At 60.7% G+C, this 25,958-nt stretch carries 25 protein-coding genes; 15 read left to right on the top strand and 10 right to left on the bottom strand.

Annotated features, from left to right (window positions below):
- Positions 1-4: 4 nt before the first annotated feature.
- The 5 genes from pcp to N438_RS06030 are packed head-to-tail and all read right to left on the bottom strand — an operon-like array spanning position 5 to position 3,761.
- Positions 5-649: a pyroglutamyl-peptidase I gene (pcp, locus tag N438_RS06050; protein WP_012542429.1), complete on the bottom strand. Its 645-nt coding sequence runs from the start codon at positions 647-649 to the stop codon at positions 5-7.
- A gap of 29 nt (positions 650-678) precedes the next feature.
- A complete protein-coding gene (gene pxpA, locus N438_RS06045) occupies positions 679-1,431 on the bottom strand; it encodes a 5-oxoprolinase subunit PxpA (RefSeq protein ID WP_012542430.1) in 753 nt (250 codons plus the stop codon).
- On the bottom strand, positions 1,421-2,353 hold the full coding sequence (pxpC, locus tag N438_RS06040; RefSeq protein ID WP_012542431.1) for a 5-oxoprolinase subunit PxpC: 933 nt from the start codon (positions 2,351-2,353) through the stop codon (positions 1,421-1,423). Before pxpC ends, pxpA begins: the two co-directional genes overlap by 11 nt.
- Positions 2,347-3,003, bottom strand: a complete 657-nt coding sequence (gene pxpB, locus N438_RS06035; protein ID WP_116696181.1) for a 5-oxoprolinase subunit PxpB — start codon at positions 3,001-3,003, stop codon at positions 2,347-2,349. Before pxpB ends, pxpC begins: the two co-directional genes overlap by 7 nt.
- Before the next feature lie 14 nt (positions 3,004-3,017).
- Entirely contained in the window at positions 3,018-3,761 is a 744-nt protein-coding gene (locus N438_RS06030; protein WP_008805677.1) for a type 2 GTP cyclohydrolase I, read from the bottom strand.
- Between the two features lie 268 nt (positions 3,762-4,029).
- On the opposite strand from N438_RS06030, the gene N438_RS06025 reads away from it, so the two are divergent.
- The gene (locus N438_RS06025; protein WP_116696180.1) at positions 4,030-5,508 is read left to right on the top strand and encodes an MFS transporter; all 1,479 of its coding nucleotides are present in this window, start codon (positions 4,030-4,032) and stop codon (positions 5,506-5,508) included.
- On the opposite strand, the gene phrB is transcribed toward N438_RS06025, so the two are convergent.
- Together phrB and N438_RS06015 are read right to left on the bottom strand one after the other, a co-directional pair.
- The gene (phrB, locus tag N438_RS06020) at positions 5,480-6,922 is read right to left on the bottom strand and encodes a deoxyribodipyrimidine photo-lyase (RefSeq protein ID WP_012968688.1); all 1,443 of its coding nucleotides are present in this window, start codon (positions 6,920-6,922) and stop codon (positions 5,480-5,482) included. The two genes, N438_RS06025 and phrB, sit on opposite strands and share 29 nt — an antisense overlap.
- 184 nt (positions 6,923-7,106) lie before the next feature.
- Positions 7,107-7,316 (bottom strand): DUF2517 family protein, encoded by a 210-nt coding sequence (locus tag N438_RS06015; protein WP_004142243.1) that lies wholly within the window; start codon positions 7,314-7,316, stop codon positions 7,107-7,109.
- Positions 7,317-7,623: 307 nt separating this feature from the next.
- Between N438_RS06015 and kdpF the strand changes: the two genes are divergently transcribed.
- The 6 genes from kdpF to kdpE are packed head-to-tail and all read left to right on the top strand — an operon-like array spanning position 7,624 to position 15,409.
- Entirely contained in the window at positions 7,624-7,713 is a 90-nt protein-coding gene (gene kdpF / locus N438_RS06010) for a K(+)-transporting ATPase subunit F (RefSeq protein ID WP_020323459.1), read from the top strand.
- A complete protein-coding gene (kdpA, locus tag N438_RS06005) occupies positions 7,713-9,392 on the top strand; it encodes a potassium-transporting ATPase subunit KdpA (RefSeq protein WP_023322238.1) in 1,680 nt (559 codons plus the stop codon). The genes kdpF and kdpA overlap by 1 nt, the downstream gene beginning before the upstream one ends.
- A 20-nt stretch (positions 9,393-9,412) precedes the next feature.
- Entirely contained in the window at positions 9,413-11,461 is a 2,049-nt protein-coding gene (gene kdpB / locus N438_RS06000; RefSeq protein ID WP_008805672.1) for a potassium-transporting ATPase subunit KdpB, read from the top strand.
- A gap of 10 nt (positions 11,462-11,471) precedes the next feature.
- Positions 11,472-12,047 carry a potassium-transporting ATPase subunit KdpC gene (gene kdpC, locus N438_RS05995; RefSeq protein ID WP_116696179.1) on the top strand — a complete coding sequence of 192 codons (576 nt, stop codon included), beginning with the start codon at positions 11,472-11,474 and terminating at the stop codon, positions 12,045-12,047.
- Positions 12,048-14,735 (top strand): two-component system sensor histidine kinase KdpD, encoded by a 2,688-nt coding sequence (kdpD, locus tag N438_RS05990; protein ID WP_023297232.1) that lies wholly within the window; start codon positions 12,048-12,050, stop codon positions 14,733-14,735.
- Positions 14,732-15,409, top strand: a complete 678-nt coding sequence (gene kdpE, locus N438_RS05985) for a two-component system response regulator KdpE (RefSeq protein WP_002894776.1) — start codon at positions 14,732-14,734, stop codon at positions 15,407-15,409. The genes kdpD and kdpE overlap by 4 nt, the downstream gene beginning before the upstream one ends.
- Here kdpE and N438_RS05980 read toward each other — a convergent pair.
- From N438_RS05980 to seqA, 3 genes are read right to left on the bottom strand one after another with little or no spacing between them, the layout of a single operon-like run.
- On the bottom strand, positions 15,391-15,828 hold the full coding sequence (locus N438_RS05980) for an arginine:ornithine antiporter (RefSeq protein ID WP_116696178.1): 438 nt from the start codon (positions 15,826-15,828) through the stop codon (positions 15,391-15,393). The genes kdpE and N438_RS05980 overlap by 19 nt on opposite strands.
- 54 nt (positions 15,829-15,882) lie before the next feature.
- Entirely contained in the window at positions 15,883-17,523 is a 1,641-nt protein-coding gene (gene pgm / locus N438_RS05975) for a phosphoglucomutase (alpha-D-glucose-1,6-bisphosphate-dependent) (RefSeq protein ID WP_002894773.1), read from the bottom strand.
- A gap of 32 nt (positions 17,524-17,555) precedes the next feature.
- Positions 17,556-18,104 carry a replication initiation negative regulator SeqA gene (gene seqA, locus N438_RS05970; protein WP_012542439.1) on the bottom strand — a complete coding sequence of 183 codons (549 nt, stop codon included), beginning with the start codon at positions 18,102-18,104 and terminating at the stop codon, positions 17,556-17,558.
- Between the two features lie 183 nt (positions 18,105-18,287).
- Between seqA and ybfF the strand changes: the two genes are divergently transcribed.
- The 8 genes from ybfF to N438_RS05930 all read left to right on the top strand — a co-directional run bounded on the left by ybfF (position 18,288) and on the right by N438_RS05930 (position 25,946).
- Positions 18,288-19,061, top strand: coding sequence for an esterase (ybfF, locus tag N438_RS05965; RefSeq protein ID WP_023297230.1), 774 nt, complete (start codon positions 18,288-18,290; stop codon positions 19,059-19,061).
- A 133-nt stretch (positions 19,062-19,194) separates the two neighbouring features.
- Positions 19,195-19,488, top strand: coding sequence for a LexA regulated protein (ybfE, locus tag N438_RS05960; protein WP_012542441.1), 294 nt, complete (start codon positions 19,195-19,197; stop codon positions 19,486-19,488).
- 151 nt (positions 19,489-19,639) lie between these two features.
- On the top strand, positions 19,640-20,170 hold the full coding sequence (gene fldA / locus N438_RS05955) for a flavodoxin FldA (protein ID WP_002894765.1): 531 nt from the start codon (positions 19,640-19,642) through the stop codon (positions 20,168-20,170).
- Positions 20,171-20,461: 291 nt separating this feature from the next.
- The gene (fur, locus tag N438_RS05950; RefSeq protein WP_002894761.1) at positions 20,462-20,914 is read left to right on the top strand and encodes a ferric iron uptake transcriptional regulator; all 453 of its coding nucleotides are present in this window, start codon (positions 20,462-20,464) and stop codon (positions 20,912-20,914) included.
- A gap of 127 nt (positions 20,915-21,041) precedes the next feature.
- On the top strand, positions 21,042-21,968 hold the full coding sequence (gene tcuR, locus N438_RS05945; RefSeq protein ID WP_008805663.1) for a tricarballylate utilization LysR family transcriptional regulator TcuR: 927 nt from the start codon (positions 21,042-21,044) through the stop codon (positions 21,966-21,968).
- Between the two features lie 97 nt (positions 21,969-22,065).
- A complete protein-coding gene (tcuA, locus tag N438_RS05940; protein ID WP_008805662.1) occupies positions 22,066-23,469 on the top strand; it encodes an FAD-dependent tricarballylate dehydrogenase TcuA in 1,404 nt (467 codons plus the stop codon).
- A complete protein-coding gene (tcuB, locus tag N438_RS05935; RefSeq protein WP_023322236.1) occupies positions 23,456-24,595 on the top strand; it encodes a tricarballylate utilization 4Fe-4S protein TcuB in 1,140 nt (379 codons plus the stop codon). The genes tcuA and tcuB overlap by 14 nt, the downstream gene beginning before the upstream one ends.
- A gap of 55 nt (positions 24,596-24,650) precedes the next feature.
- A complete protein-coding gene (locus tag N438_RS05930) occupies positions 24,651-25,946 on the top strand; it encodes an MFS transporter (RefSeq protein WP_023339796.1) in 1,296 nt (431 codons plus the stop codon).
- Positions 25,947-25,958 lie beyond the last annotated feature (12 nt).

Raw genomic sequence — 25,958 nt, 5'->3', positions numbered from 1 at the left:
TCTGTTAATGGGTGGCGCCGCCGCCCAGTTTACTATCCACCGACTGGCGCAGCGCCACGGCAATGGCCGTTTCCAGCGCTTCCCGCACGGTGGCGGTCGCCATACTCGGCTCGCCGGGATGGGCCGCCGCCTGCGCCGGTAGCCATGGAATATGGATAAAGCCGCCCCTGACGCCAGCCTGCTCCTGCAGCTTATGTAGCAAACCATACATCACGTGATTGCAGACGAAGGTGCCGGCGGTTTGGGAGACCGAAGCCGGGATCCCGCGATCGCGCAACGCGCTGACGATCGCTTTGATCGGTAAGGTACTGAACCACGCCGCCGGCCCCCCGTCGACGATCGGCGTGTCGACAGGCTGCTGGCCTTTGTTATCGGGAATGCGCGCATCATCGACGTTGATAGCCACACGTTCAACGCTGATATCGACGCGACCACCAGCCTGCCCAACGGCAATGACCAGCCTCGGCTGCAGGTCTTCGATCGCCGCGTAAAGCACCGACAGCGCCTCGCCAAACACACAGGGGAGCTGGCGGGCGATCACCGGCTGCCCGGCAATCATCGTCCCGTCCAGCTGCTTCACCACTTCCCATGAAGGGTTAACCGTTTCGCCATCAAAGGGTTCAAAACCGGTGAGCAATACTCCCGCCATCATCCTCTCCTTCGCGGTCATTCAGGTTGTCACGCTTCAGCGTCCAGTTGCGCGCTGACCAGAATATGGCGCCCGGCAAAGGCCGCCCGCAGACGGCGGGCAAAATCCAGCGCGTGCGGGCCATCGCCGTGCAGACACACCGTCTGCGCCACCACGTTCGCCCACTCGCCGCTGATGCTGCGCACCCGGTGGTGCTGCACCATCTCGAGGGTTTGCGCCAGAGCCTGCTCTTCGCTGTCGATCAGCGCGCCGGGCTGGCTGCGCGGCACCAGGCTACCGTCGGCCAGGTAGCCGCGGTCGGCAAACACCTCCTGGCGCGTCGTCAGACCATAGTGCTGCCCGGCGCGGATCAGTTCGCTGCCCGCCAGCCCCACCAGCACCAGCTTCGGGTTAACATCACGGATCGCGCGGGCGATCGCGTCCGCCAGCGGCGGCGACTTGGCCGCCTGGTTATAAAGCATGCCGTGCGGCTTCACATGCTGTAGCTCGCCGCCCTGCGCCTGAACGATCGCCGCCAGGGCGCCAATCTGATACAGCATCTGGGCATAGACCGTTTCCGGCGGCAGATCCATCGCCGTACGGCCAAAATTTTCCCGGTCGGGGTATCCCGGATGGGCGCCCACCGCCACGCCGTACTTCAGCGCCTCGCGTACGCTCTGCACCATCAGTCCGGCGTCGCCGGCATGAAAGCCGCAGGCGATATTCGCCGACGAGACCAACTGGAGCAGCGCGCTATCGTTCGCGCCCCCTTCCCCGAGATCGGCATTGAGATCAATCATCATCGTGGAGTCTCCAGGCCAGTTGTTCAAGATAACGCTGACGATCGGCCCGTGCTTTTAAGGCCTCCTCCAGCGAGCAGGCGACAAAGTGGATCGGCTGCCCCAGCGGGATCTGCGCCAGCTGGTACATATCAGCCTCAATAATGCAGGCGATGCGCGGATAGCCGCCGGTGGTTTGCGCATCGTTCATCAGGACGATGGGCTGGCCGTTATGCGGCACCTGCACTACGCCCGGCAGCAGACCGTGCGACAGCATCTCGCGATCGGTGATCCGTTTCAACGGCTGCCCCTGCAGGCGGTAGCCCATGCGATTGCTCTGCGGACTGAGCTGCCAGGGGGAGCGCCAGAACGACGCCTGCGAGGCCGCATCAAACTCATGATACTCCGGGCCCGGCAGCGCGCGAATGCGGTTGCCCAGCGGCAGCTGCTTGACACCGCGCGAGGTGGTAAAGCGCCGAGCGGCTTTCCCGAGCTTCAGCTGATCGCCATCCTGCAGGCGGCGTCCTTCCAGACCGCCAATCCCCGCCTTAAGATCCGTGCTGCGCGAGCCAAGCACCACCGGGACCGCGACCCCGCCCGCCACCGCCAGATAGCTGCGGATGCCATGCTGCGGCGTTTTCAGCACCAACCGTTGCCCGGCCCGGTAGGCGGTGCGCCAGCCCACCCAGACCGCTTTGCCGTCCAGCGTCGCTTCGCAGGCGGCGCCGGTCAGCGCGAACCAGCCGCTGCGGGCAAATTCGATCTCCACCTGACCGAGGGTAATCTCCAGCCCGGCGGCGTTCGCCTCGTTGCCAACCAGCAGATTGGCAATCACCAGCGAGGGATAATCCAGAGCGCCGCAGCGGCTGATGCCAGACTGGCGCAGGCCTTCTCGTCCACCGTCCTGTACCGAGGTGTACAGACCGGCGCGGATCAGGGTTAACATACCCCCTCCTTTTGCGGCACAAAGCGAATTTTATCGCCCACGCGCAACAGCGCAGGCTCCTTACGCGCCGGGTCAAACAGCGTCAACGCGGTCCGCCCCAGCAGCTGCCAGCCGCCGGGCGTCGCCAGCGGATAGATGCCGGTTTGCGCGCCGCCAATGCCCACCGATCCGGCCGGGACCCGCACGCGCGGTTCGGCGCGACGCGGGGTCGCCAGCGCTGGCGGCAGCCCGCCCAGGTAGGGGAATCCCGGCTGAAAACCAATAAACCAGACCAGGTATTCCACCGAGGCATGCAGCTCCACAACCTGTTTTTCACTCAGGCCGCTGTGTTGCGCCACCACCCCGAGATCCGGCCCGGCCTCGCCGCCGTACACGACCGGGATGGTTAATGACCTCGACTCCGGCTCCAGCGCAAGACTCTCCTCCCACCAGCGCTGCAGACGGTCCATCGCCTCCCACGCCATCTCCTGCGGGCGGCGGAGCACCACGGTGATATTGTTCATGCCGGGAATGGCGTCAACCACCTCTTCATGGTGAGACAGACGCTGGGCCAATCCCCAGATCCGTTGCTGGCTCTCGAGCGTGACCGGCGGCTCCAGCTCCAGCACGACGGCCGTTTCTCCTAACAGATAACAACGCGCTCGCTGCACTTTTCTCTCTCCCGTCAGGCAGGGTTAGGAATATCAATAAAGGTGACATCCAGGTCGGTCGTTTCCGTCAGCCATTCACTGAGGGCGCGAATGCCGCCCCGCTCGGTGGCGTGGTGGCCGGCGGCATAAAAATGCAGCCCCTGTTCGCGGGCAGAGTGAATAGTTTGTTCCGACACCTCGCCGGTAATAAACGCATCCACCCCAAAGCGCGCCGCGGCGTCGATAAAGCTCTGGCCGCCGCCGGTACACCAGGCGACGCGGCTGACGGTGTCCGGCCCGGTATCGCCGCACCATAACGGCTTGCGCCCCAGCCGCGCTTCGATCCACGAGGCCAGTTCGAGGCCGGAAACCGGCATCGACAGTTCGCCCCAAGGCACCAGCGGTTCGATTTCACCCAGCACGTTAATCCCCAGCAGATGCGCCAGTTGCGCGTTGTTGCCCAGCTCCGGGTGGGCATCCAGCGGCAGGTGCCAGCCGTAGAGATTGATATCGTTGGCCAGCAGAGTCTTCAGGCGGCGGCGCTTCATGCCGCGGATCACTGGCGACTCGTTTTTCCAGAAATAGCCATGATGGACGATCACCGCATCCGCCTGCAGCCGAACGGCTTCATCCAGCAGCGCCTGGCTGGCCGTCACCCCGGTGACGATCGTTTGCACCGTATCACGTCCTTCCACCTGCAGACCGTTAGGGGCGAAATCACTGATGGCCGCACTATTGAGCTTGTCGTTTATCAGTTGTTCCAGTTCGCTATTTTTCATCGCCACTCCAGCAGATAATCAGGGTATACAAAGGCATAACATAACCAGATCCATTCGGGCCGTCGATAGTCCACAACCGGCACCGACCATGACTTTTTTGTTAATCCCGCATTTTGTCTACCCACCCCATCGCGCATTCGTGTATATTTATGCATTAATAAAGCATATTAAATAAACAGAAAGCCCCTCAAGCCATGAATATGACTAATAAAGCGCTATTCATGCAGAACGATCGACTTTCGCTTTACGCCAGGAAACCACACTTCTCATGAAGACAACATCATCGCAACCGCGGGCGATTTACTACGTCGTGGCGCTGCAAATCTGGGAATATTTTAGCTTCTACGGCATGCGCGCCCTGCTGATCCTCTATCTCACCAATCAGCTCAAATATGACGATAACCACGCCTATGCCCTGTTCAGCGCCTACTGTTCGCTGGTCTATGTCACGCCGATCCTCGGCGGCTATCTGGCCGATAAGCTGTTAGGCAACCGGATGGCGGTCATGCTCGGCGCGCTGCTGATGGCCATTGGCCATCTGGTGCTCGGAGCCAGCGAAACCGCCCCAGTCTTCCTCTACCTGTCGCTGGCGATCATCGTCTGCGGCTACGGGTTGTTTAAATCCAACGTCAGCTGTCTGCTGGGCGAACTCTACGAACCTGCCGATCCGCGTCGCGACGGCGGCTTCTCGCTGATGTATGCCGCGGGCAATATCGGCTCGATTATCGCGCCGATCGCCTGCGGCTACGTACAGGAGGAGTATAGCTGGGCGATGGGCTTTGCCCTGGCGGCCATCGGCATGGTGGCGGGACTGGTGATTTTTCTCTGCGGCAACCGTCACTTCCAGCATACTGCCGACGTCAACCGCCAGGCGCTGTGCGCGCGCCGCTTCCTGCTGCCGAACTGGGGCTGGCTGCTGGTGCTGCTGGTTACCGCCCCGCTGCTGATCGCCGTGCTGTTCTGGCAGGAGTGGTCGGTGTATGCCCTGATCGTGGCCACCGTTATCGGCCTGGCGGTGCTGGCGCGGATCTACCTGCGCGCTGAAACCGATAAACAGCGTAAGGATCTGCGCCTGATCGTCGTCCTCACCGCGTTTAGCCTGCTGTTCTGGGCCTTCGCCCAGCAGGGCGGGAGCTCCATCAGCCTGTATATTGACCGCTTCGTTAATCGCCATATCATGAGCTACGAAGTCCCTACCGCCATGTTCCAGTCGGTCAACGCCTTCGCGGTGATGCTCTGCGGGATGGTGCTGGCGTGGCTGGTGAAAGAGAGCGTCGGTGGCAATCGCACCGTGCGCATCTGGGGGAAATTTGCCCTCGGTCTGGGCCTGATGAGCGCCGGGTTCTGCATCCTGACCCTCAGCGCCCGCTGGTCCGCGGCCTATGGCCAGTCGTCCATGCCGCTGATGGTGCTGGGGCTGGCGGTGATGGGTTTTGCCGAACTGTTTATCGACCCGGTCGCCATGTCGCAAATCACCCGCATTGAGATCCCGGGGGTCACCGGGGTGCTGACCGGTATCTATATGCTGCTCTCCGGGGCCATCGCCAACTATCTGGCCGGCGTCATCGCCGACCAGACCTCGCAGGCGTCCTTCGACGCCGCCGGGGCAGTGAACTACTCCATTGACGCCTACATCAAGGTCTTCAGCCAGATCACCTGGGGCGCGCTGGCCTGTGTCGGCGTGGTGCTGGTCATCTGGCTGTATCACTCGCTGAAGGTCAGGACCCGCCGTCTGGCGGTGGAGTAATTCCTTTTCTGGCGGCCTCCCAGGCCGCCAGCGTCTCCTGCCGCGCCTGTTTGTGATCGACTATCGGGCGCGGATAATCCAGTTTGATCCCCTGTTTATCCGCCCACGCCCACGGCTGATGCAGCGCCTTCTCCGGCACCTTTGCCAGCTCAGGCAGCCAGCGACGCATAAACACCCCCTGCTTATCAAACTTCTCGCCCTGGGTGGTGGGGTTAAATATGCGGAAATAGGGCGCGGCGTCGGTGCCTGTCGAGGCCGCCCACTGCCAGCCGCCGTTGTTCGCCGCCAGGTCGCCATCAATCAGTTGACTCATGAAGTAGCGCTCCCCTGCCCGCCAGTCGAGGCGCAAATCTTTCGTCAGGAAGCTGGCGACAATCATGCGCAACCGGTTATGCATCCAGCCGGTGGCGTTAAGCTGGCGCATCGCGGCATCGACTATCGGAAAGCCGGTCTCCCCGCGCTGCCAGGCCTGCAGGGCGGCGTCATCTTCACGCCAGGCGACCTTATCAGTCCATGCGATAAACGGGCGTCCTTTACAGAGTTTCGGATAGTAGACCATCAGATGGCGGTAAAACTCGCGCCAGATCAGCTCATTAAGCCAGGTGGCACCTGCCCCACCGTCCAGCGCGGCGGGGTGTTCCGTCAGCAGACGATGCAGGCACTGGCGCGGTGACAACACCCCGGTGGCCAGGCAGGGCGACAGGCGACTGGTCCCTTCCACGGCGGGGAAGTCACGCTGCCCCTCATACTCCGCCGCCGGTTGCTGACAAAACGCGCGCAGCCGCGCCAGCGCCGTTTTTTCATCCGCGGCAAACAGCAGCCCATCGAACGGCGTTTGCGGGTAGTTGAGCTCAGGCAGCGGCGGCGCCTGGCGGGCAGGCGCCTGGCGCGGCTTCGGCGCCGCCACGCACGCCGGGAGCCCGTCCCGCAGACGGCGAATAAACGCATTCTTAAACGGCGTGAAAACTTTATACATTTCGCCGCTGCCGGTCATGACGCTGCCGGGCGGTAACAGGACGCTGTCGTCAAAGCCCTGGCAAATGACATCGCGCAAGGTGTTCTCAACGGCGGCATCGCGCTGACGTTCATTGAATTCGTACTGATAGTTGTAGAACAGGTGACTGACCTGGTGCTGCTGGCAGAAATGGGCCAGCCGTTCGACGCTGGCGGTAAAATCACCCGCCTCTTCGACCCACAGCGGTATGCCCCGTTCCGCCAGGGCGGTGTGCAGACTGTGCAAATGGCTGACGATAAACGCGGCCTGCCGCGGCGCCAGGTGATGCTCACGCCACTGCCCCGGGGTGGCGATATACAGCGCCAGCACCTGCGCCTGCGGATCCCGGCAGGCGGCGGCCAGCGCCAGGTTATCGTGAATGCGTAAATCCGTGCGTAACCAGACCAGATGGGTGGCCATATAACTCCTCGATATCCGTCAGCAAAACTCATCTCATGATATAAGCCGGAAAAAATAGCGCGCTCCGGCAAAATAAGCACCTGCCAATTCCACTGCGGTGCATGAAAACGAGTGTAGACAAGCGACGAAAAAAAACCGCCGGGGGCAACCGGCGGTTTTCTTGTCTTCGTCGCAGCAGGACGGATTAATAGAAATCGTGAGCGGCTTTTTCCGCCTGCGCCATCCACACCGGCTGCTCGCTGGTTTTCGACCACACCCGGTGCAGCCAGCTGTAATAGCGGGCGCGATCTTTCCAGAACAGCATCACCGGCAGCGCCGCGACGCCAGCCACGACGGCGAAAGCACGACGCAGTAAAATAATATGAGCAGGATAAGCTTTGTACAACGCCATCATTTCTCTCCCCTTTGTCAGGCCGGCAAGCAGCGCCGGTAAAATTAATCATGTTTGTCTGAGCAAAATAATACCGCTCTGGTTGTAATTTTACTACTCATCCGACCACTAAAAAGCACGTATTTATACTTAATTTACATTCACCACGTAAATTAGTTACAAAAAAGTTAAATTAATACTAACCATCAGTTAAATTGTGCCTTTGTCATTTTTATACTTTTTTTACACCGCGCCCGCCGATTTTTGCGAAATCTTTGCGCCGTAATTTCTATTCTCCCGGTAAATCAAAAAAGACACCCGGAGGTGGATTGTGACTGCAGGCGTACTCACTGGCGTTGGGCTGGTGTTCCTGTTACTGGCTTATCTGGTTTATGCCTTGATACACGCGGAGGCATTCTGATGGCTGCCCAGGGATTTTTATTATTAGCCAGCTACCTGCTGGTGCTGCTGGTGCTGGCGCGCCCGCTGGGGACGTGTCTGGCGAGGATGGTGAACGATATCCCGCTTCCCGGCCTGGCCGGCGTCGAGCGCGTCCTGTGGCGCGTGGCCGGGATCCGCGCCGAGGAGATGGGCTGGCTGCAGTATTTGCTGGCGATCCTGCTGTTTAACGCCCTCGGCGGCCTGGCCCTGTTTGCCCTGCTGATGCTCCAGGGCGTGTTGCCGTTTAACCCGCAGCATCTACCGGGATTGTCATGGGATCTGGCGCTCAATACCGCGGTCAGCTTTGTCAGCAATACCAACTGGCAGGCTTACGCCGGCGAAAGCACCATGAGCTATCTCAGCCAGATGGTCGGCCTGACGGTGCAGAATTTTCTCTCTGCCGCCACCGGGATCGCCGTGGTATTCGCCCTGACCCGCGCCTTCGCCCGGCAGAAAATGTCCACCCTTGGCAATGCCTGGGTCGACCTGACGCGCATTACCCTGTGGCTGCTGCTGCCGCTCTCCCTGCTGGTGGCCCTGTTCTTTATTCAGCAGGGTGTGCCGCAGAATCTGCTGGCCTACCAGCCCTTTACCACCCTCGAAGGGGCGCACCAGCTGTTGCCGATGGGGCCTGTCGCCTCGCAGGAAGCGATTAAGCTGCTGGGCACCAACGGCGGCGGTTTCTTTAACGCCAACTCCGCTCACCCGTTTGAAAACCCGACCGCGCTGACCAATCTCGTGCAGATGCTGGCAATCTTCCTGATCCCGGCGGCACTGTGCTTCGCCTTCGGCGAGGTGGTGAGCGATCGACGTCAGGGACGCGCCATCCTGTGGGCAATGACGTTGATCTTTATCCTCTGCGTCGCCGTGGTGATGTGGGCGGAAACTCGCGGCAACCCCCACCTGCTGACGCTGGGCGCTGACAGTAGCCTGAATATGGAAGGTAAAGAGAGTCGCTTCGGTATTCTCGCCAGCAGTCTGTTCGCGGTGATCACCACTGCCGCCTCCTGCGGCGCGGTCAATGCCATGCATGACTCCTTCACCGCGCTGGGCGGCATGGTGCCGATGTGGCTGATGCAGATTGGCGAAGTGGTGTTCGGCGGCGTCGGTTCGGGCCTGTACGGCATGCTGCTGTTCGTTATGCTGGCGGTATTTATCGCCGGGCTGATGGTCGGCCGCACTCCGGAGTATCTCGGGAAGAAAATCGATGTCCGGGAAATGAAAATGATCGCCCTCGCCATTCTGGTCACCCCGACGCTGGTGCTGCTTGGCACGGCGCTGGCGATGATGACCGACGCCGGCCGCGCCGGGATGTTCAACCCTGGACCGCACGGCTTTAGCGAAGTGCTGTACGCCGTCACCTCGGCGGCTAATAACAACGGCAGCGCCTTCGCTGGCCTGGGTGCGGCGACGCCGTTCTGGAACCTGCTGCTGGCGTTCTGCATGCTGGTCGGCCGCTTCGCCGTCATCATTCCGGTGATGGCCATCGCCGGCTCGCTGGTGGCGAAGAAAATTCAACCGGCCAGCCCCGGTACCCTCGCCACCCACGACGCCCTGTTTATCGGTTTACTGATCGGCACCGTGCTGCTGGTGGGCGCCCTGACCTTTATTCCTGCGCTGGCGCTTGGCCCGCTGGCTGAACACTTTTCCTTACTTTGAGCGATGCGGAGCACCCTGTTATGAGTCGCAAACAATTAGCCCTGCTGGAGCCGACGCTGGTGCGCCAGGCGCTGCTGGATGCCGTGAAAAAACTCAGCCCGATGGTGCAATGGCGCAATCCGGTGATGTTTATCGTCTGGGTGGGCAGCCTGTTAACTACCCTGCTGGCGATCGCCATGGCTGGCGGCGCCCTGACCGGTAGCGCCACCTTTACCGCCGCCGTCAGCATCTGGCTGTGGTTTACCGTGCTGTTCGCTAACTTTGCCGAAGCGATGGCGGAAGGCCGCAGCAAAGCCCAGGCCAACAGCCTGAAAGGGGTGAAAAAAACGGCCTTCGCCCGCAAACTGCGCGCCCCGCAGCATGACGCGACGGTCGACCACGTGCCAGCGGAAGACCTGCGCAAAGGCGACGTGGTGCTGGTGGAAGCCGGGGATATTATCCCCTGCGATGGCGAAGTCATCGAAGGCGGCGCCTCGGTGGACGAAAGCGCCATTACCGGCGAGTCTGCCCCGGTGATCCGTGAATCCGGTGGCGATTTTGCCTCGGTGACCGGCGGGACACGCATTCTCTCCGACTGGCTGGTGATCCGCTGCAGCGTGAACCCGGGAGAAACCTTCCTCGACCGGATGATCGCCATGGTGGAAGGCGCCCAGCGCCGTAAAACGCCGAACGAGATCGCCCTGACGATCCTGCTGATCGCCCTGACGCTGGTGTTCCTGCTGGCCACCGCCACCATCTGGCCCTTCTCGGCGTGGAGCGGCAATGCGGTCAGCGTTACCGTGCTGGTCGCCCTGCTGGTGTGCCTGATCCCGACCACCATCGGCGGGCTGCTGTCGGCCATCGGCGTCGCCGGGATGAGTCGTATGCTCGGCGCCAACGTCATCGCCACCAGTGGCCGCGCGGTGGAGGCCGCTGGCGACGTCGATGTCCTGCTGCTGGATAAAACCGGGACCATTACCCTCGGCAACCGTCAGGCTTCCGCCTTCCTGCCGGCGCGCGGCGTGGAAGAGCGAACCCTCGCCGACGCCGCCCAGCTCTCCTCGCTGGCGGATGAAACCCCTGAGGGGCGCAGCATCGTGGTGCTGGCGAAACAGCGCTTTAACCTGCGCGAACGCGATCTGCAGTCGCTGCACGCCACCTTTGTCCCTTTTACCGCGCAAACGCGGATGAGCGGCATCAATATCGATCAACGCATGATCCGCAAAGGGTCGGTGGACGCCATTCGCCGCCACGTGGAGGCCAATGGAGGCCACTTCCCTGCCGATGTCGATAAGCAGGTCGAAGAGGTCGCCCGCCAGGGGGCCACACCGCTGGTGGTCGCCGAAGGGGAAAAGGTGCTGGGAATTATTTCGCTCAAAGATATCGTTAAAGGCGGTATCAAAGAACGTTTCGCCCAGCTGCGCAAAATGGGCATTAAAACGGTGATGATCACCGGCGATAACCGCCTGACCGCCGCGGCGATCGCCGCCGAGGCCGGGGTCGATGATTTCCTCGCCGAAGCGACGCCGGAAGCCAAGCTGGCCTTGATCCGCCAGTATCAGTCGGAAGGTCGGCTGGTGGCGATGACCGGCGACGGCACCAACGACGCGCCCGCGCTGGCTCAGGCCGACGTGGCGGTGGCCATGAACTCCGGCACCCAGGCGGCGAAGGAAGCGGGCAACATGGTCGACCTGGATTCCAACCCCACCAAGCTGATTGAGGTGGTCCATATCGGCAAACAGATGTTAATGACGCGCGGCTCGCTGACCACCTTCAGTATTGCCAACGACGTGGCGAAATATTTCGCCATTATTCCGGCAGCGTTTGCCGCGGTCTATCCCCAGCTGGCCATGCTGAACGTGATGGGCCTGCATTCACCGTCGTCAGCGATCCTCAGCGCCGTTATCTTTAACGCGCTGATCATCGTCTTCCTGATCCCGCTGGCCCTGAAAGGCGTGAGCTATCGCCCACTCTCCGCCTCGGCGATGCTGCGCCGCAACCTGTGGATCTACGGCCTCGGCGGTCTGCTGGTGCCCTTTATCGGTATTAAAGCCATCGACCTGCTGCTGACCCTGAGCGGTCTGGTGTGAGGAAAAAACTATGTCATTGATTCGTCCAGCACTTGTGCTATTTATTCTGTTAACGCTGCTCACCGGCGGCGTCTATCCTCTGCTGACCACCAGCCTGGGACAATGGTGGTTTAACTCACAGGCCAACGGCTCGCTGATCCGCCTGAACGGTGAGGTGCGCGGCTCCGGACTGATTGGCCAGAACTATACTGCCGCAGGCTATTTCCAGGGCCGCCCGTCGGCCACCGCTGAGACGGCGGATAATCCCATGGCGTCAGGCGGCAGCAACCTTGCCGCCAGCAACCCGGCGCTGGATAAAGCGGTGAGCGAGCGCGTACAGGCCCTGCGCGCCGCGAACCCGGACGCCGAGCCGCGGGTACCGGTCGAGCTGGTCACCACCTCGGCGAGCGGTCTCGATAACAACCTGACCCCGGCCGCCGCGCTGTGGCAGGTCCCCCGGGTGGCTAAAGCGCGCCAGCTGAGCGTTGAGCAGGTAAGCCAGCTGGTGAACCAGGCCACACAAACCCCGCTGCTGAGCTTCCTTGGTCAGCCGGTGGTCAATATACTGCAACTCAATATGGCGCTGGATGCCCTGAAGGATAAGTAAATGAGTGACGAGCCGCTGCGCCCGGACCCTGACCGCCTGCTGCAGCACACCGCCGCCCCGCATCGCGGCAAACTGAAAGTGTTCTTCGGCGCCTGCGCCGGGGTGGGGAAAACCTGGGCGATGCTGGCGGAAGCGCAGCGGCTGCGCGCCCAGGGGCTGGATATTCTGATTGGCGTGGCGGAGACCCACGGCCGAAAAGAGACCGCTGCGATGCTGGAGGGCCTGAGCACCCTGCCGCCGCGGCGGCTCGCTCATCGCGGGCGGTACGTGTATGAGTTCGATCTCGACGCCGCCCTCGCCCGCCGTCCGGCGCTGATTCTGGTGGATGAGCTGGCGCACAGCAATGCGCCCGGCTCCCGCCATCCGAAGCGCTGGCAGGATGTGGATGAACTGCTGGAGGCCGGAATTGATGTCTTTACCACCGTCAACGTCCAGCATCTGGAAAGCCTGAACGACGTCGTCAGCGGGATCACCGGCGTGCAGGTGCGGGAGACCGTTCCCGACCCCTTCTTTGACGCCGCGGACGACGTGGTGCTGGTGGACCTCCCCCCTGACGATCTGCGCCAGCGGCTCAATGAGGGCAAAGTCTATATCGGCGGCCAGGCCGAGCGCGCCATCGAAAACTTTTTCCGCAAGGGAAACCTGATTGCGCTGCGCGAGCTGGCTCTGCGCCGCACCGCCGACCGCGTCGATGAACAGATGCGTGCCTGGCGCGACCGCCAGGGCCAGGAGAAAGTCTGGCACACCCGCGATGCGATCCTGCTCTGTATCGGGCACAACACCGGCAGCGAAAAGCTGGTGCGCGCCGCCGCCCGGCTCGCCGCCCGCCTGGGCAGCGTCTGGCATGCAGTGTATGTCGAGACCCCTTCCCTGCACCGGCTGCCGGAAGCCCGGCGGCGGGCTATTCTCGCCGCGCTGCGTCTGGCCCAGGAGCTGGGCGCCGAAACCGCGACCCTCTCCGACCCGTCGGAAGAGAAAGCGGTCCTCCATTACGCCCGCGAACATAACCTCGGCAAAATCGTCATCGGCCGCCAGCGCAAACGCCGCTGGTGGGATCGCAGCGGCTTCGCCGACCGTCTGGCTCGCCATGCGCCGGACCTCGATCTGGTGGTGATCGCCCTCGATGAAAAACCGTCCCCTCTCCCTGCGCGGGCCAACGACAGCCGTACGGCGCTGGAAAAGTGGCGTCTGCAGCTGCAGGGCTGCGCGGTGGCGGTAGCGCTGTGCGCCATCATCACCCTGGTGGCCATGCAGTGGTTGATGGCTTTCGAAGCCGCCAACCTGGTGATGCTTTATCTGCTGGGGGTGGTGATCATCGCCCTGGTCTATGGCCGCTGGCCGTCGGTGCTGGCGACGGTGATCAACGTTATCAGCTTCGATCTCTTTTTTGTCGCCCCGCGCGGGACGCTGGCGGTGTCGGATGTCCAGTATCTGCTCACCTTCGGCGTGATGCTCACCGTGGGTCTGCTTATCGGTAACCTCACCGCCGGCGTGCGCTACCAGGCGCGGGTGGCGCGCTACCGTGAACGCCGTACCCGCCACCTGTATGAGATGTCTAAAGCGCTGGCGGTGGGTCGTAGCCAGCAGGATATCGCCATCACCAGCGAGCGCTTCATCGCCTCCACCTTTCAGGCCCGCAGCCAGTTGCTGCTGCCGGACGCCCAGGGAAAACTGCTGCCCTTAACCCACCAGTCAGGGCTGACCCCATGGGATGACGCCATCGCCCGCTGGAGCTTTGATAAGGGGCAGCCTGCCGGCGCCGGCACCGATACCCTGCCCGGCGTGCCGTACCAAATTTTACCGCTGAAGAGCGCCGCCCGCACCTGGGGGCTATTGGTGGTGGAGCCGGAGAATCTGCGCCAGCTGATGATCCCGGAGCAGCAGCGGCTGCTGGAGACCTTTACCCTGCTGGTGGCCAGCGCCCTGGAGCGTCTCGCCCTGACCGCCAGCGAAGAGCAGGCCCGGCTGACCAGCGAGCGGGAAAGCCTGCGTAACTCGCTGCTCGCCGCCCTGTCGCACGATCTGCGTACTCCGCTGACCGTGCTGTTTGGCCAGGCGGAAATTCTGACCCTCGATCTGGCCAGCGAAGGTTCAAAGCATGCTCCGCAGGCCAATGAAATTCGCCAGCATGTGCTCAACACCACCCGTCTGGTGAACAATCTGCTGGATATGGCGCGGATCCAGTCCGGCGGCTTTAATCTGCATAAGGAGTGGCTGACGCTGGAGGAAGTGGTCGGCAGCGCGCTGCGCATGCTCGAACCGAGCCTCGGCGGCCAGCACATTCAGTTGGATCTCCCCGATCCCCTCCAGCTGGTGCATGTCGACGGGCCGCTGTTCGAGCGGGTGCTGATCAACCTGCTGGAAAATGCCCATAAGTATGCCGGCGCCCGGGCGAACATCGGCATCCGCGCCGAGGCGGACGCCCGGCAGCTGTCGCTGGAGGTATGGGATAACGGTCCGGGGATCCCGGCGGGCCAGGAACAGGCTATCTTTGATAAATTCGCCCGCGGCAACAAAGAGTCGGCGATCCCTGGCGTCGGGCTGGGCCTTGCCATCTGTCAGGCCATCGTCGACGTTCACGGCGGGACCATCTCCGCCAGCAACCGGCCCGAGGGCGGTGCCTCATTCCGTGTTACACTGCCGGGAGAAACGCCCCCTGAACTGGAAGAGCTACCTGAGGAATTGTGATTAACGTTCTGATTATCGAAGACGAACACGCTATCCGACGCTTTCTGCGCACCGCGCTGGAAGCCGACGGCATGCGCGTATTTGAAGCGGAAACCCTGCAGCGTGGGCTGATTGAAGCCGCCACCCGCAAGCCCGACCTCGCGATCCTCGATCTGGGCCTGCCGGATGGTGACGGCATTGATTTTATTCGCGACCTGCGTCAGTGGAGCCAGATGCCGATTATCGTCCTGTCAGCGCGCAGCGAAGAGCATGACAAAATTGCCGCCCTGGATGCCGGCGCCGATGACTACTTAAGTAAACCCTTTGGCATCGGCGAGCTACAGGCCCGCCTGCGCGTCGCGCTGCGTCGCCACGGCGCGGCGCAGGCCGATGAGCCAGTGGTGCGCTTCGCTGACCTGGAGGTCAATATCCCCGCCCGCCGCATCCTGCGCGGCAGCGAAGAGATCCACCTGACGCCTATCGAGTTTCGCCTGCTGGCGGCGCTGTTGAATAATCCCGGCAAAGTGCTTACCCAGCGCCAGTTGCTGAATCAGGTGTGGGGGCCTAACGCCGTAGAGCACAGCCACTATCTGCGGATCTATATGGGTCATCTGCGACAAAAGCTGGAGGCCGATCCGGCACGGCCGCAGCATTTGCTGACTGAAACCGGCATTGGCTATCGCTTTATGCCCTGAGCCCCGCCTCTGCAGTACCAGAGGCTGGCGATTTTCAGCCCTTCAGAGAGCAGCAGAAAACCGGCCAGGATCGCTACATGCCTGATGCCGGCAGCCTGAATCAGCCACAGACCCAGCGACAGCGAAGGCTGCATAAACACCAGCCTGAGCGGCGTCTGCCCCCAGGCCAGCCACAGCGCATAGCGGCTCTGACGGAAAAAGAGGATCATCGATAGCGGGATGCTGATAATCAGCAGAACATTCAGCGGATACAGCCAGACCGCCCCAGCGCCGTAAGTATGCAGCAGCTGGAGATAAGCCAGCAGGTCGTCGTAAAAAGGGAGGCGGCGGTGGGCAATATTCCACCATAAGAATTGCAGGACGAAAAAGAGATCCATCCACGCCCAGAATAAAAACAGGGACTTCCGTTGTATTTTCATCGCTATCCTTGCGAAAAAAATCAGGCCCACAAGGGGCCTGATGTTTGGCTGCGGTTACGCGTTCTTCAGCACTTCGCTGACAATCTCTACCGCTTCTTTTTCAATCAGCTTGCGATGCTCTTCGCCGAGGAAGCTTTCGCAGTAGATCTTGTAGGCGTCTTCGGTGCCTGACGGACGCGCCGCGAACCAGCCGTTGTCGGTCATCACCTTCAGGCCGCCAATCGCCGCCCCGTTGCCCGGCGCCGCGGTCAGACGGGCAGTGATCGGATCGCCCGCCAGGGTGTCAGCGCTGACCATTTCCGGAGAGAGCTTGGACAGCGCCGCTTTCTGCGCGGAAGTTGCGGAAGCCTGCAGACGGTTGTAGCTCGGCGCACCGAAGCGTTCGGCCAGTTCGTTATAATGCTCCTGTGGGTTTTTCCCGGTCACCGCGGTGATTTCCGCCGCCAGCAGGCACATGATGATGCCGTCTTTATCGGTGGACCATGGCGTGCCGTCAAAGCGCAGGAAGGAGGCCCCGGCGCTCTCTTCGCCGCCGAAACCGAAGCTGCCGTCGAACAGGCCGTCGACAAACCATTTAAAGCCCACCGGCACTTCCACCAGCTTGCGGCCCAGATCGTTCACCACCCGGTCAATCATCGCGGAGGAGACCAGCGTTTTCCCCACCGCCACCTCTTTGCCCCACTGCGGACGATGCTGGAACAGGTAGTTGATCGCTACCGCCAGGTAGTGGTTCGGGTTCATCAGCCCGGCTGGGGTGACAATCCCGTGGCGGTCGTAATCCGGATCGTTAGCAAACGCCAGATCGAACTTATCGCGCAGCGCCAGCAGGCCCGCCATCGCACACTCTGAGGAGCAGTCCATACGGATGGCGCCGTCTTTATCGAGGTGCATAAAGCGGAAAGTCTGGTCAACCTGATCGTTCACAATGGTCAGATTGAGCTTGTAGTGTTCGCCAATGCGTTTCCAGTATTCGATACCGGACCCGCCCAGCGGATCGACGCCCAGCGTCAGGCCCGCTTTCTGGATCGCCGCCATGTCGACGATGTCCGCCAGCCCTTCAATGAACGGCTGCACCAGATCCTGTTCTTTAACGTGACCAGAAGCCAGCGCCGCGTCCAGAGAAATGCGTTTCACGCCCTGCAGGCCGGCGGCCAGCAGTTCGTTGGCGCGGTTCTCCACCACTTTGGTGACGTTGGTATCAGCCGGGCCGCCGTTTGGCGGGTTGTACTTGATACCACCATCTTCCGGCGGGTTGTGTGACGGGGTGATCACAATGCCGTCTGCCAGCGGACCGCCTTTTTTGTTATGCACCAGAATCGCATTGGAGACCGCCGGCGTCGGAGTGAAGCCGTTGTTTTCCTGCACGATCACGTCAACGCCGTTGGCGGTTAACACTTCCAGCACCGAAATAAACGCCGGCTCGGAGAGAGCGTGGGTATCTTTGCCGACATAGCACGGACCGGTGATCCCGTTCTTCGCACGATCTTCCGCAATGGCCTGGGCGATGGCCAGGATATGCGGTTCGTTGAAGTTGTGGCGCGCCGCGCTACCGCGATGGCCAGAGGTGCCGAATTTTACCGCATGCTCCGCATTACCGACTTCAGGCTTCAGCACGTAGTACTGAGCAGTCAGTTGGGCGACGTTAATCAAATCACTCTGTTGCGCAGGCTGCCCCGCACGTTTATCGATTGCCATTGCCTGATCCTTCTGGTGCAAATGTTAAAAAGCTAGATCGTGCCGCAAACCTTTTCAATCAGCTCCGCAGGGAACTGCATCGACTGCATGATGTGCTCAATCATGCTGCATTTACGGCCGGTATTGGTATTAGTGATAACCCACCACGGTGTACCAGGAACCTGTTTTGGTTTGGTCTGATTACCGCTTTTCAGCAGCGTACGCGCATCTTCTGCAAAGTAGACGCGCGTGCGGCCATGCAGAGACTCAGTCGCCTCGGCAAATGCTTTATTGTCCAGAGAATAGAGGGTCGTCAACACCAGCATGAAACGGTTCACCGCGCGCTTCTGCTCGGCGTATTCATCAGATAACAACAGCTCGCGCATGGCGCGGACTTTATCTTTCGCCGGGTTAGCGGGTTTCACCTCCACGGCAGGCGCTGGCGCCAGTGCCGGCGCGGCTTTGCTGACCGGTGTAGCCGGTTGGGAAACGGCGGAAAATTTCAGCATGCGCCGTAAAATGTCGGATGCGCTCTCGCCGATATGCAGAGTGTGGCTGGCAATATAGCGATAGAGTTCATCATCAACTTCAATTGTTTTCATCTTAATCCAGTGCGATATCTTTTCTGAATACAAATCGTTGGGATTATAAGTACAAATCCCAACCGCGGATAGCGTCAAACCAGGATGGCGGTAAAACTCAGAAAACTTCTGGGTCTTGCAGCCGGATGGCAGAATGTCCAACATAATACCCTAACCCGACGGAGCGAAAAAAAGAACTTTGCCATGAAATTAAATAGCCGAGCGCAATCTGCACAGAATCCGCACAACCACTCCCCGATCGTGCTGGTCCACGGTCTGTTTGGCAGCCTGGACAACCTGGGCATCCTCGCCCGCGACCTGATCGCCGACCACGATATTGTGCAGGTCGATATGCGCAACCACGGTTTGTCGCCGCGATCGCCAGAGATGACCTACCCCGCCATGGCGCAGGATCTGCTTGATACGCTCGACGCGCACCAGATCGAGCGCGCCACCTTTATCGGCCATTCGATGGGCGGGAAAGCGGTGATGGCGTTGACCGCCCTGGCGCCGCAACGCATCAGCGGACTGGTGGCGATCGATATCGCGCCGGTGGATTATCATGTGCGCCGCCATGATGAGATCTTCGCCGCTATCCGCGCCGTCAGCGAATCCTCCGCCAGCAGCCGCCAGCAGGCGGCGCAGGTGATGCGTGAGCATCTGCGGGAAGAGGGCGTGATTCAGTTCCTGCTGAAATCTTTTGTCGACGGCGAATGGCGCTTTAACGTGCCGGTGCTGTGGGACCAGTACCCGCATATCGTCGGCTGGGAAACCATTCCGGCCTGGCCGCACCCGACGCAGTTTATTCCCGGCGGCAACTCGCCCTATGTGACCGACGCCTACCGCGACGCGCTGCTGGCGCAGTTCCCGCAGGCCCGGGCGCACGTCATCGCTGGCGCCGGACACTGGGTGCATGCCGAGAAACCCGAGGCGGTGTTACGCGCCATCCGCCGCTATCTGACGAGCATCGCCGCCTGATTGGCTAAAATATGCCCGACCGCGCCGCAGAATGCCCGCGGTCGTTGGCGCAGCCGTTCGCCTGATGTATGATGGCGCGCTATCTGCGCCGGCTAGAGCCCGGCAGCTTGTTTCCCCGAAGTCACTCAGAATCATGGCAAAAGAACAAACGGACCGTACGACATTAGATTTGTTCGCAAACGAGCGTCGCCCGGGAAGACCGAAAACCAATCCGCTGTCGCGCGATGAACAACTGCGCATCAACAAACGTAACCAGCTGAAACGCGATAAGGTTCGCGGGCTGAAGCGCGTCGAGTTAAAACTCAACGCCGACGCGGTCGATGCGCTCAATGAACTGGCGGAAGCGCGTAATATGAGCCGCAGCGATCTCATTGAAGAGATGCTGATGACACAATTGCGCGCCCTGCACAGCCAGGGAAAAGTCTAACTTTCCGCGAAAAATCCGCATTCGTGTAGCAGAGTGTGCAGTCGGGCGTGATTGCTGTTTCCGCGCCCTTGCCTGTTCTGCTATGATTGCCGTTATCTATGGGCATCGCGTCCCTACCACATCATTTAAGTTTCAAGAGGTTATTTTACTCATGGCAATCATCGGCATCTTTTTTGGCAGCGACACCGGCAACACCGAAAATATTGCAAAAATGATTCAAAAGCAGCTTGGTAAAGATGTTGCTGATGTTCACGACATTGCCAAAAGCAGCAAAGAAGACCTGGAAGCCCACGACATTCTGCTGCTCGGTATCCCGACCTGGTACTACGGCGAAGCGCAGTGTGACTGGGACGACTTCTTCCCGACGCTGGAAGAGATCGACTTCAATGGTAAACTGGTGGCGCTGTTCGGCTGTGGCGACCAGGAAGACTACGCAGAATACTTCTGCGACGCGCTGGGCACCATCCGCGACATCATTGAGCCGCGCGGCGCGACCATCGTCGGTCACTGGCCGACAGCCGGGTATCATTTTGAGGCCTCCAAAGGCCTGGCGGATGACGACCACTTCGTCGGCCTCGCCATTGATGAAGACCGCCAGCCGGAGCTGACCAACGAGCGCGTTGAGAAATGGGTGAAGCAGGTTGCCGAAGAGCTGCACCTCGAAGAAATCAAAAACGCCTGATGATTAAGCGGCGCAATCATTGAGTTGCGTCGCATTAATAGACAAAAGCAATCAAACTAATAGCTACAAGTTTTTAACTTTTAATCACATATCTGTACAATGTCCTCTGATTCTACGAGGCACGTGACGCAGTTTGTAGCTGGTGCCTCGTTTTTGACAGCAAACCAGGCCTGATGCTTGCAGTTTTCATTTACCAGTGGCAGTTCTATAATGAGACGCATTACGTCGGGTTAATTTCTGTATGACTTCCGTTGAAGGAAGTAGATCGTTTAGCAACAGGACAGATTCCGCATGACTGACAACAATACCGCATTAAAGAAGGCTGGCCTGAAAGTCACACTTCCTCGACTGAAAATCCTTGAAGTGCTGCAGGAACCGGATAACCATCATGTCAGTGCGGAAGACTTATATAAACGCCTGATCGACATGGGCGAAGAGATCGGTCTGGCGACCGTTTACCGCGTACTCAACCAGTTTGATGATGCCGGTATCGTGACTCGTCATAATTTTGAAGGCGGTAAATCCGTTTTCGAACTGACCCAGCAGCATCACCACGATCACCTGATTTGCCTCGACTGCGGCAAAGTGATCGAATTCAGCGATGACTCGATCGAATTACGCCAGCGTGAAATTGCCTCCCGCCACGGCATCCGCCTGACCAACCACAGTCTGTATCTGTACGGTCATTGTGCGGAAGGTGATTGCCGCGAGGACGAACACGCCCACGACGCGGTGGAAAAATAATTCCCCGCTTCGCTGAGACTGAAAAGCCAACCTGCCGGTTGGCTTTTTTATGGGCGCCTCTGCTGCCCTTACCGCTCTCGTCCCACAGGTGACCTTCCCGCGTCCCCGTTTTGTCCGGAGAGTTGATATGGAACTTCGCCAGCTACGCTATTTTGTGCGCATTGTTGAAACCGGCAGCATGGGGCGCGCCGCGCTTGATCTTAATATCGGCGTCTCGGCGCTCAGCCAGCAGATCGCACGCCTGGAAAACGAACTGGCCATTCGCCTGCTGCAGCGGACCTCCCGCGGGGTCACGCCCACCAGCGCGGGTCTCGCTTTCTACTCGCAGGCACAGCTGGCGCTGCGCCATGCCGATGATGCCATCCTCGCCGCCCGCGAGGCGCGCCTGTCAGGCCACGTTAGCGTCGGCATGGCCCCCAGCACCGCCTCCGTTCTCGGCGTCCCGTTCATCAATGCGATGCGCGAAAGCTATCCCGACGTGCGCCTGCATTTGGTGGAAAGCCTCTCCGGTAATCTGGAGCGGATGATCAACACCCGCCAGCTCGATTTAGCTATCGTTTTCCAGCAGGAAAAGATCCTGCGCTGGAGCGCCAGACCGGTGCTGGAAGAACGCCTGTTCCTGATTGGCACCCATGCGCTGTTGGCCCCCCTGCAGGAGGACCACATCTCCCCTGACCAGCTCACCTCCCTGCCGTTGATTATGCCAAGCCAGGGCCATGGCCTGCGCGGCAGGCTGGAGGCAGTTTGCCAGCAGCATCATCTCAGCGTTGAGGTGGTGGCGGACATTGACGGTCTGGCCCTGCTGATGCAGGCCGTGCGCAGCGGACTGGGGGCCACCCTGCAGCCCGGGGCCGCCATCTCCCACCTCGACCATCAGGCGCTGAGGGTGATCGACGTCGTCAACCCGATACTCAGTCGCCCCAACTTTCTGGTCAGTCTGTCTGATGATGAACTCACTCCGGCAGGCCTTGCGGCTCGAGTGATACTCAGCAAAGTCATGCGCCAGCTGGTGGAGTCTGACCGCTGGCCGGGTGCTACCCTTTACGCTCACTAAACCCCTCTTTAGCATTACACCATAGCGCCTCACCGCTGTTACCACCTACATTCCCATTACAAATTTAACAATTAATTAAATTGTAAGGGAGCCGATAATGGTGGATGTACTGGTGATTGGCGGCGGCAATGCCGCGCTATGCGCCGCCTTAACCGCCCGGGAAGCTGGCGCCTCGGTGCTGCTGCTGGAGGCGGCGCCGCGGGAGTGGCGCGGCGGCAACTCGCAGCACACGCGTAACCTGCGCTGTATGCACGATGCGCCGCAGGACGTGCTGGTCGACAGCTACCCGGAAGAAGAGTACTGGCAGGATCTGCTGCGCGTCACCGAGGGGAATACCAACGAAGCGCTGGCCCGACTGGTGATCCGCACCTCGTCACAATGCCGGGACTGGATGCGCCAGCACGGAGTTAACTTTCAGCCGCCGCTCTCCGGCGCCCTGCACGTAGCCCGCACCAACGCCTTTTTTATGGGCGGCGGCAAAGCGCTGGTCAATGCCTATTACCGCAGCGCGGAGCAGATGGGGGTGCAGATCCGCTACAACACGCCGGTGCAGGCTCTCGAGCTGCGCAACGGCGAATTTGTCGCCGCGCTGGCGGGCGAGGAACGGATTGTTGCGAAAAGCTGCGTCCTCGCCGCCGGCGGATTTGAATCCAACCGCGAATGGCTGCGCGAGGCCTGGGGGCAAAATGACCGCGGTGAATGGCCCGCCGATAACTTTCTCATCCGCGGCACCCGCTTCAACCAGGGAGTGCTGCTCAAGTTTATGATCGACGCCGGGGCCGATATTATCGGCGATCCCTCGCAGTCCCACTGCGTCGCCATTGACGCCCGGGCGCCGCTCTACGATGGCGGGATCTGTACCCGCGTCGACTGCGTGTCGCTGGGGGTAGTGGTCAACCGCGATGCCGACCGTTTTTACGATGAAGGAGAAGATTTCTGGCCCAAACGCTATGCCATCTGGGGCCGGCTGGTCGCCCACCAGCCCGGGCAAATCGGCTACTCGATCATCGACAGCAAAGCCATCGGCCACTTTATGCCGCCCGTCTTTCCCGGCGCTCAGGCCAACACCCTTCCCGAGCTGGCCCGCCAGCTCGGCCTGGACAGCGAACGCTTTACGCAAACCATCGCCGACTATAATGCCGCCTGCGCGCCAGGCCAGTTCGATCATACCCGCCTGGATAACTGCGCCACCGCCGGCCTGACGCCGCCAAAGACCCACTGGGCGCGGCCTATCGATACGCCGCCTTACTACGGCTATGCCTTACGTCCGGGGATCACCTTCACCTACCTCGGGCTCTACGTCGACGACACCGCCGCCGTCCACTTCGCCGGTAAACCCAGCCGCAACCTGTTTGTCGCCGGGGAAATGATGGCTGGCAACGTGCTGGGCAAAGGCTATACCGCCGGCGTCGGGATGTCGATCGGCACCACCTTCGGCCGCATTGCCGGCCAGCAAGCCGCCCGGGCGGCACAGCAGGAGAAACACCATGAAGTCGCTTGAGAAGCTGATCATTGAGGCGCAGATCATCACCGAGCCGGAGGCGGAAGTGGAAAGGGTGATGCAGGTATGTAACGCCTGCCGCTACTGCGAAGGGTTTTGCGCCGTATTCCCGGCGATGACCCAGCGCCTGGCCTTTGGCAAAGCAGATATTAACTATCTGGCTAACCTGTGTCATAACTGCGGCGCCTGCCTGCACGCCTGTCAGTACGCGCCGCCGCACGAATTCGCGATTAACGTGCCGAAGGCGATGGCCGAAGTTCGGCTGGAAACTTATCAGCATTACGCCCAGCCCGCCGCCTTTGGCAGCCTGTACCGCCGGGCTGGTGTGACCACCGTACTGGCGCTGGTCGGCGGACTGATTTTCTTTCTGCTGCTGGCGATGGGGCTCAAAGGCTCGCTGCTTCATCCGCCGCTGGCGGGCGATTTCTATCAGATATTCCCGCATAACCTGCTGGCGTGGATGTTTGGCTCGGTCTTCGTGCTGGCCTTTGGCTTGCTGATGACCGGGGTGATCCGCTTCTGGCGCGAGATCTCCCCGGGCCAGCCGCACGCGGTTGATATCGCAAAGGCCTCACAGGATGCGTTGACGCTGAAATATCTCGATGGCGGGCATGGCAAAGGCTGCAACGAAGCCGATGACGCCTTCACGCTGATGCGCCGCCGTTTCCACCACTTCACCTTCTACGGCTTTATGCTCTGCTTCGCCGCCACCGTGGTGGCCACGGGCTATCACTATTTCGCCGACCGGGAAGCTCCCTACCCGTTCTTCAGCGTCCCGGTGCTGCTGGGGACCCTTGGCGGCATCGGCCTGCTGGTGGGGCCGGCTGGCCTGCTGTGGCTAAACCTGCGCCGGTCGCCGTTGCACGGCGATGCACGACAAAAACCGATGGACCGCGGCTTTATCCTGCTACTGCTGCTGACCAGCTTCACCGGCCTGGCGCTGCTGGCGGGACGGGATACCTCATGGATGGGTATTTTGCTCGCTGTTCACCTCGGGGTGGTAATGGCCCTGTTCTTAACCCTTCCCTACGGAAAATTTGCCCACGGATTTTATCGCTGTGCGGCGCTACTCAAGTGGGCAATTGAGAAGCGGCGCGGAAAACAGGCGGCAGTCGCAGGCGACTAATCCGCTCCCTCTTACCTCTATAAAAACAAGATAAAGACAATGGAGAGCACACCCTATGACGCAACAATCCACGCGCGCCGGCACCGTCGGCGCTATCCTCCGCGTGACCAGCGGTAATTTTCTCGAACAGTTCGACTTTTTCCTGTTTGGCTTTTATGCCACCTATATCGCCCGCACCTTCTTTCCGGCGGAGAGCGAGTTCGCAGCGCTGATGCTGACCTTTGCGGTGTTTGGTTCGGGCTTCCTGATGCGCCCCATCGGCGCGGTGGTCCTCGGCGCCTATATCGACAGAATCGGGCGCCGCAAAGGGCTGATGGTCACCCTGGCGATCATGGGCTGCGGGACGCTACTCATCGCCCTGGTACCTGGCTATCAGACCATCGGCGTGCTGGCGCCGATCCTCGTGTTAGTGGGCCGCTTGCTGCAGGGGTTTTCCGCGGGCGTCGAGCTTGGCGGGGTGTCGGTCTATCTGTCGGAAATCGCCACGCCGGGCAATAAAGGCTTCTATACCAGCTGGCAGTCCGCCAGCCAGCAGGTGGCTATCGTCATGGCGGCGTTGATTGGCTATGCGCTGAACGCCACGCTTGAGCATGAGGAGATCGCCGACTGGGGCTGGCGCATCCCTTTCTTCATTGGCTGCCTGATTATTCCGCTGATTTTCGTGCTGCGCCGCTCGCTGCAGGAAACAGAGGAATTCCTGCAGCGTAAACACCGCCCGGATACCAAGGAGATCCTGACCACCATCGTCAGGAACTGGCGCATTATTAGCGCGGGGACATTACTGGTGGCGATGACCACCACCACCTTTTATTTTATCACCGTCTATACGCCGACCTACGGCAGAGCGGTGCTGCACCTCAGCGCTCGCGACAGCCTGCTGGTGACCATGCTGGTGGGCATCTCCAACTTTATCTGGTTACCGATTGGCGGGGCGATCTCTGATCGGATCGGTCGTCGTCCGGTGCTGATGGGCATTACCCTGCTGGCGCTGCTCACCACCTGGCCGGTGATGCACTGGCTCACCGCCGCGCCCGATTTCACCCGTATGACACTGGTCCTGCTGTGGTTCTCGTTCTTCTTTGGCATGTATAACGGCGCGATGGTGGCGGCGCTCACCGAAGTGATGCCGGTGTACGTCCGCACTGTGGGATTCTCTCTGGCCTTTAGTCTCGCTACTGCCATTTTCGGCGGCCTGACGCCGGCTATCTCTACCGCCCTGGTCGAGCTCACCGGCGATAAAAGCGCGCCGGGCTGGTGGCTAATGTGCGCCGCGCTGTGCGGGTTCATTGCCACCGCGCTGCTGTTCGTGCGGTTGAGCCGAGGCTATCAGCCGGCGGAGAGTCAGCGCTAAAAAAACAAACGG

This window comes from Klebsiella sp. GL120222-02 (assembly GCF_003097195.1).
GTDB lineage: Bacteria > Pseudomonadota > Gammaproteobacteria > Enterobacterales > Enterobacteriaceae > Klebsiella > Klebsiella variicola.
Note: the sequence above shows the minus strand (reverse complement) of the source record. Positions and strands in the feature narration are given on the sequence as shown.

Coding starts and splice junctions, on each gene's coding strand:
- pcp (WP_012542429.1), bottom strand. CDS start 649: ATGGCGGGAGTATTGCTCACCGGTTTTGAACCCTTTGATGGCGAAACG.
- pxpA (WP_012542430.1), bottom strand. CDS start 1,431: ATGATGATTGATCTCAATGCCGATCTCGGGGAAGGGGGCGCGAACGAT.
- pxpC (WP_012542431.1), bottom strand. CDS start 2,353: ATGTTAACCCTGATCCGCGCCGGTCTGTACACCTCGGTACAGGACGGT.
- N438_RS06030 (WP_008805677.1), bottom strand. CDS start 3,761: ATGAAAAATAGCGAACTGGAACAACTGATAAACGACAAGCTCAATAGT.
- N438_RS06025 (WP_116696180.1), top strand. CDS start 4,030: ATGAAGACAACATCATCGCAACCGCGGGCGATTTACTACGTCGTGGCG.
- phrB (WP_012968688.1), bottom strand. CDS start 6,922: ATGGCCACCCATCTGGTCTGGTTACGCACGGATTTACGCATTCACGAT.
- N438_RS06015 (WP_004142243.1), bottom strand. CDS start 7,316: ATGATGGCGTTGTACAAAGCTTATCCTGCTCATATTATTTTACTGCGT.
- kdpA (WP_023322238.1), top strand. CDS start 7,713: ATGGCTGCCCAGGGATTTTTATTATTAGCCAGCTACCTGCTGGTGCTG.
- kdpB (WP_008805672.1), top strand. CDS start 9,413: ATGAGTCGCAAACAATTAGCCCTGCTGGAGCCGACGCTGGTGCGCCAG.
- kdpC (WP_116696179.1), top strand. CDS start 11,472: ATGTCATTGATTCGTCCAGCACTTGTGCTATTTATTCTGTTAACGCTG.
- kdpD (WP_023297232.1), top strand. CDS start 12,048: ATGAGTGACGAGCCGCTGCGCCCGGACCCTGACCGCCTGCTGCAGCAC.
- N438_RS05980 (WP_116696178.1), bottom strand. CDS start 15,828: ATGAAAATACAACGGAAGTCCCTGTTTTTATTCTGGGCGTGGATGGAT.
- pgm (WP_002894773.1), bottom strand. CDS start 17,523: ATGGCAATCGATAAACGTGCGGGGCAGCCTGCGCAACAGAGTGATTTG.
- seqA (WP_012542439.1), bottom strand. CDS start 18,104: ATGAAAACAATTGAAGTTGATGATGAACTCTATCGCTATATTGCCAGC.
- ybfF (WP_023297230.1), top strand. CDS start 18,288: ATGAAATTAAATAGCCGAGCGCAATCTGCACAGAATCCGCACAACCAC.
- ybfE (WP_012542441.1), top strand. CDS start 19,195: ATGGCAAAAGAACAAACGGACCGTACGACATTAGATTTGTTCGCAAAC.
- fldA (WP_002894765.1), top strand. CDS start 19,640: ATGGCAATCATCGGCATCTTTTTTGGCAGCGACACCGGCAACACCGAA.
- fur (WP_002894761.1), top strand. CDS start 20,462: ATGACTGACAACAATACCGCATTAAAGAAGGCTGGCCTGAAAGTCACA.
- tcuR (WP_008805663.1), top strand. CDS start 21,042: ATGGAACTTCGCCAGCTACGCTATTTTGTGCGCATTGTTGAAACCGGC.
- tcuA (WP_008805662.1), top strand. CDS start 22,066: ATGGTGGATGTACTGGTGATTGGCGGCGGCAATGCCGCGCTATGCGCC.
- tcuB (WP_023322236.1), top strand. CDS start 23,456: ATGAAGTCGCTTGAGAAGCTGATCATTGAGGCGCAGATCATCACCGAG.
- N438_RS05930 (WP_023339796.1), top strand. CDS start 24,651: ATGACGCAACAATCCACGCGCGCCGGCACCGTCGGCGCTATCCTCCGC.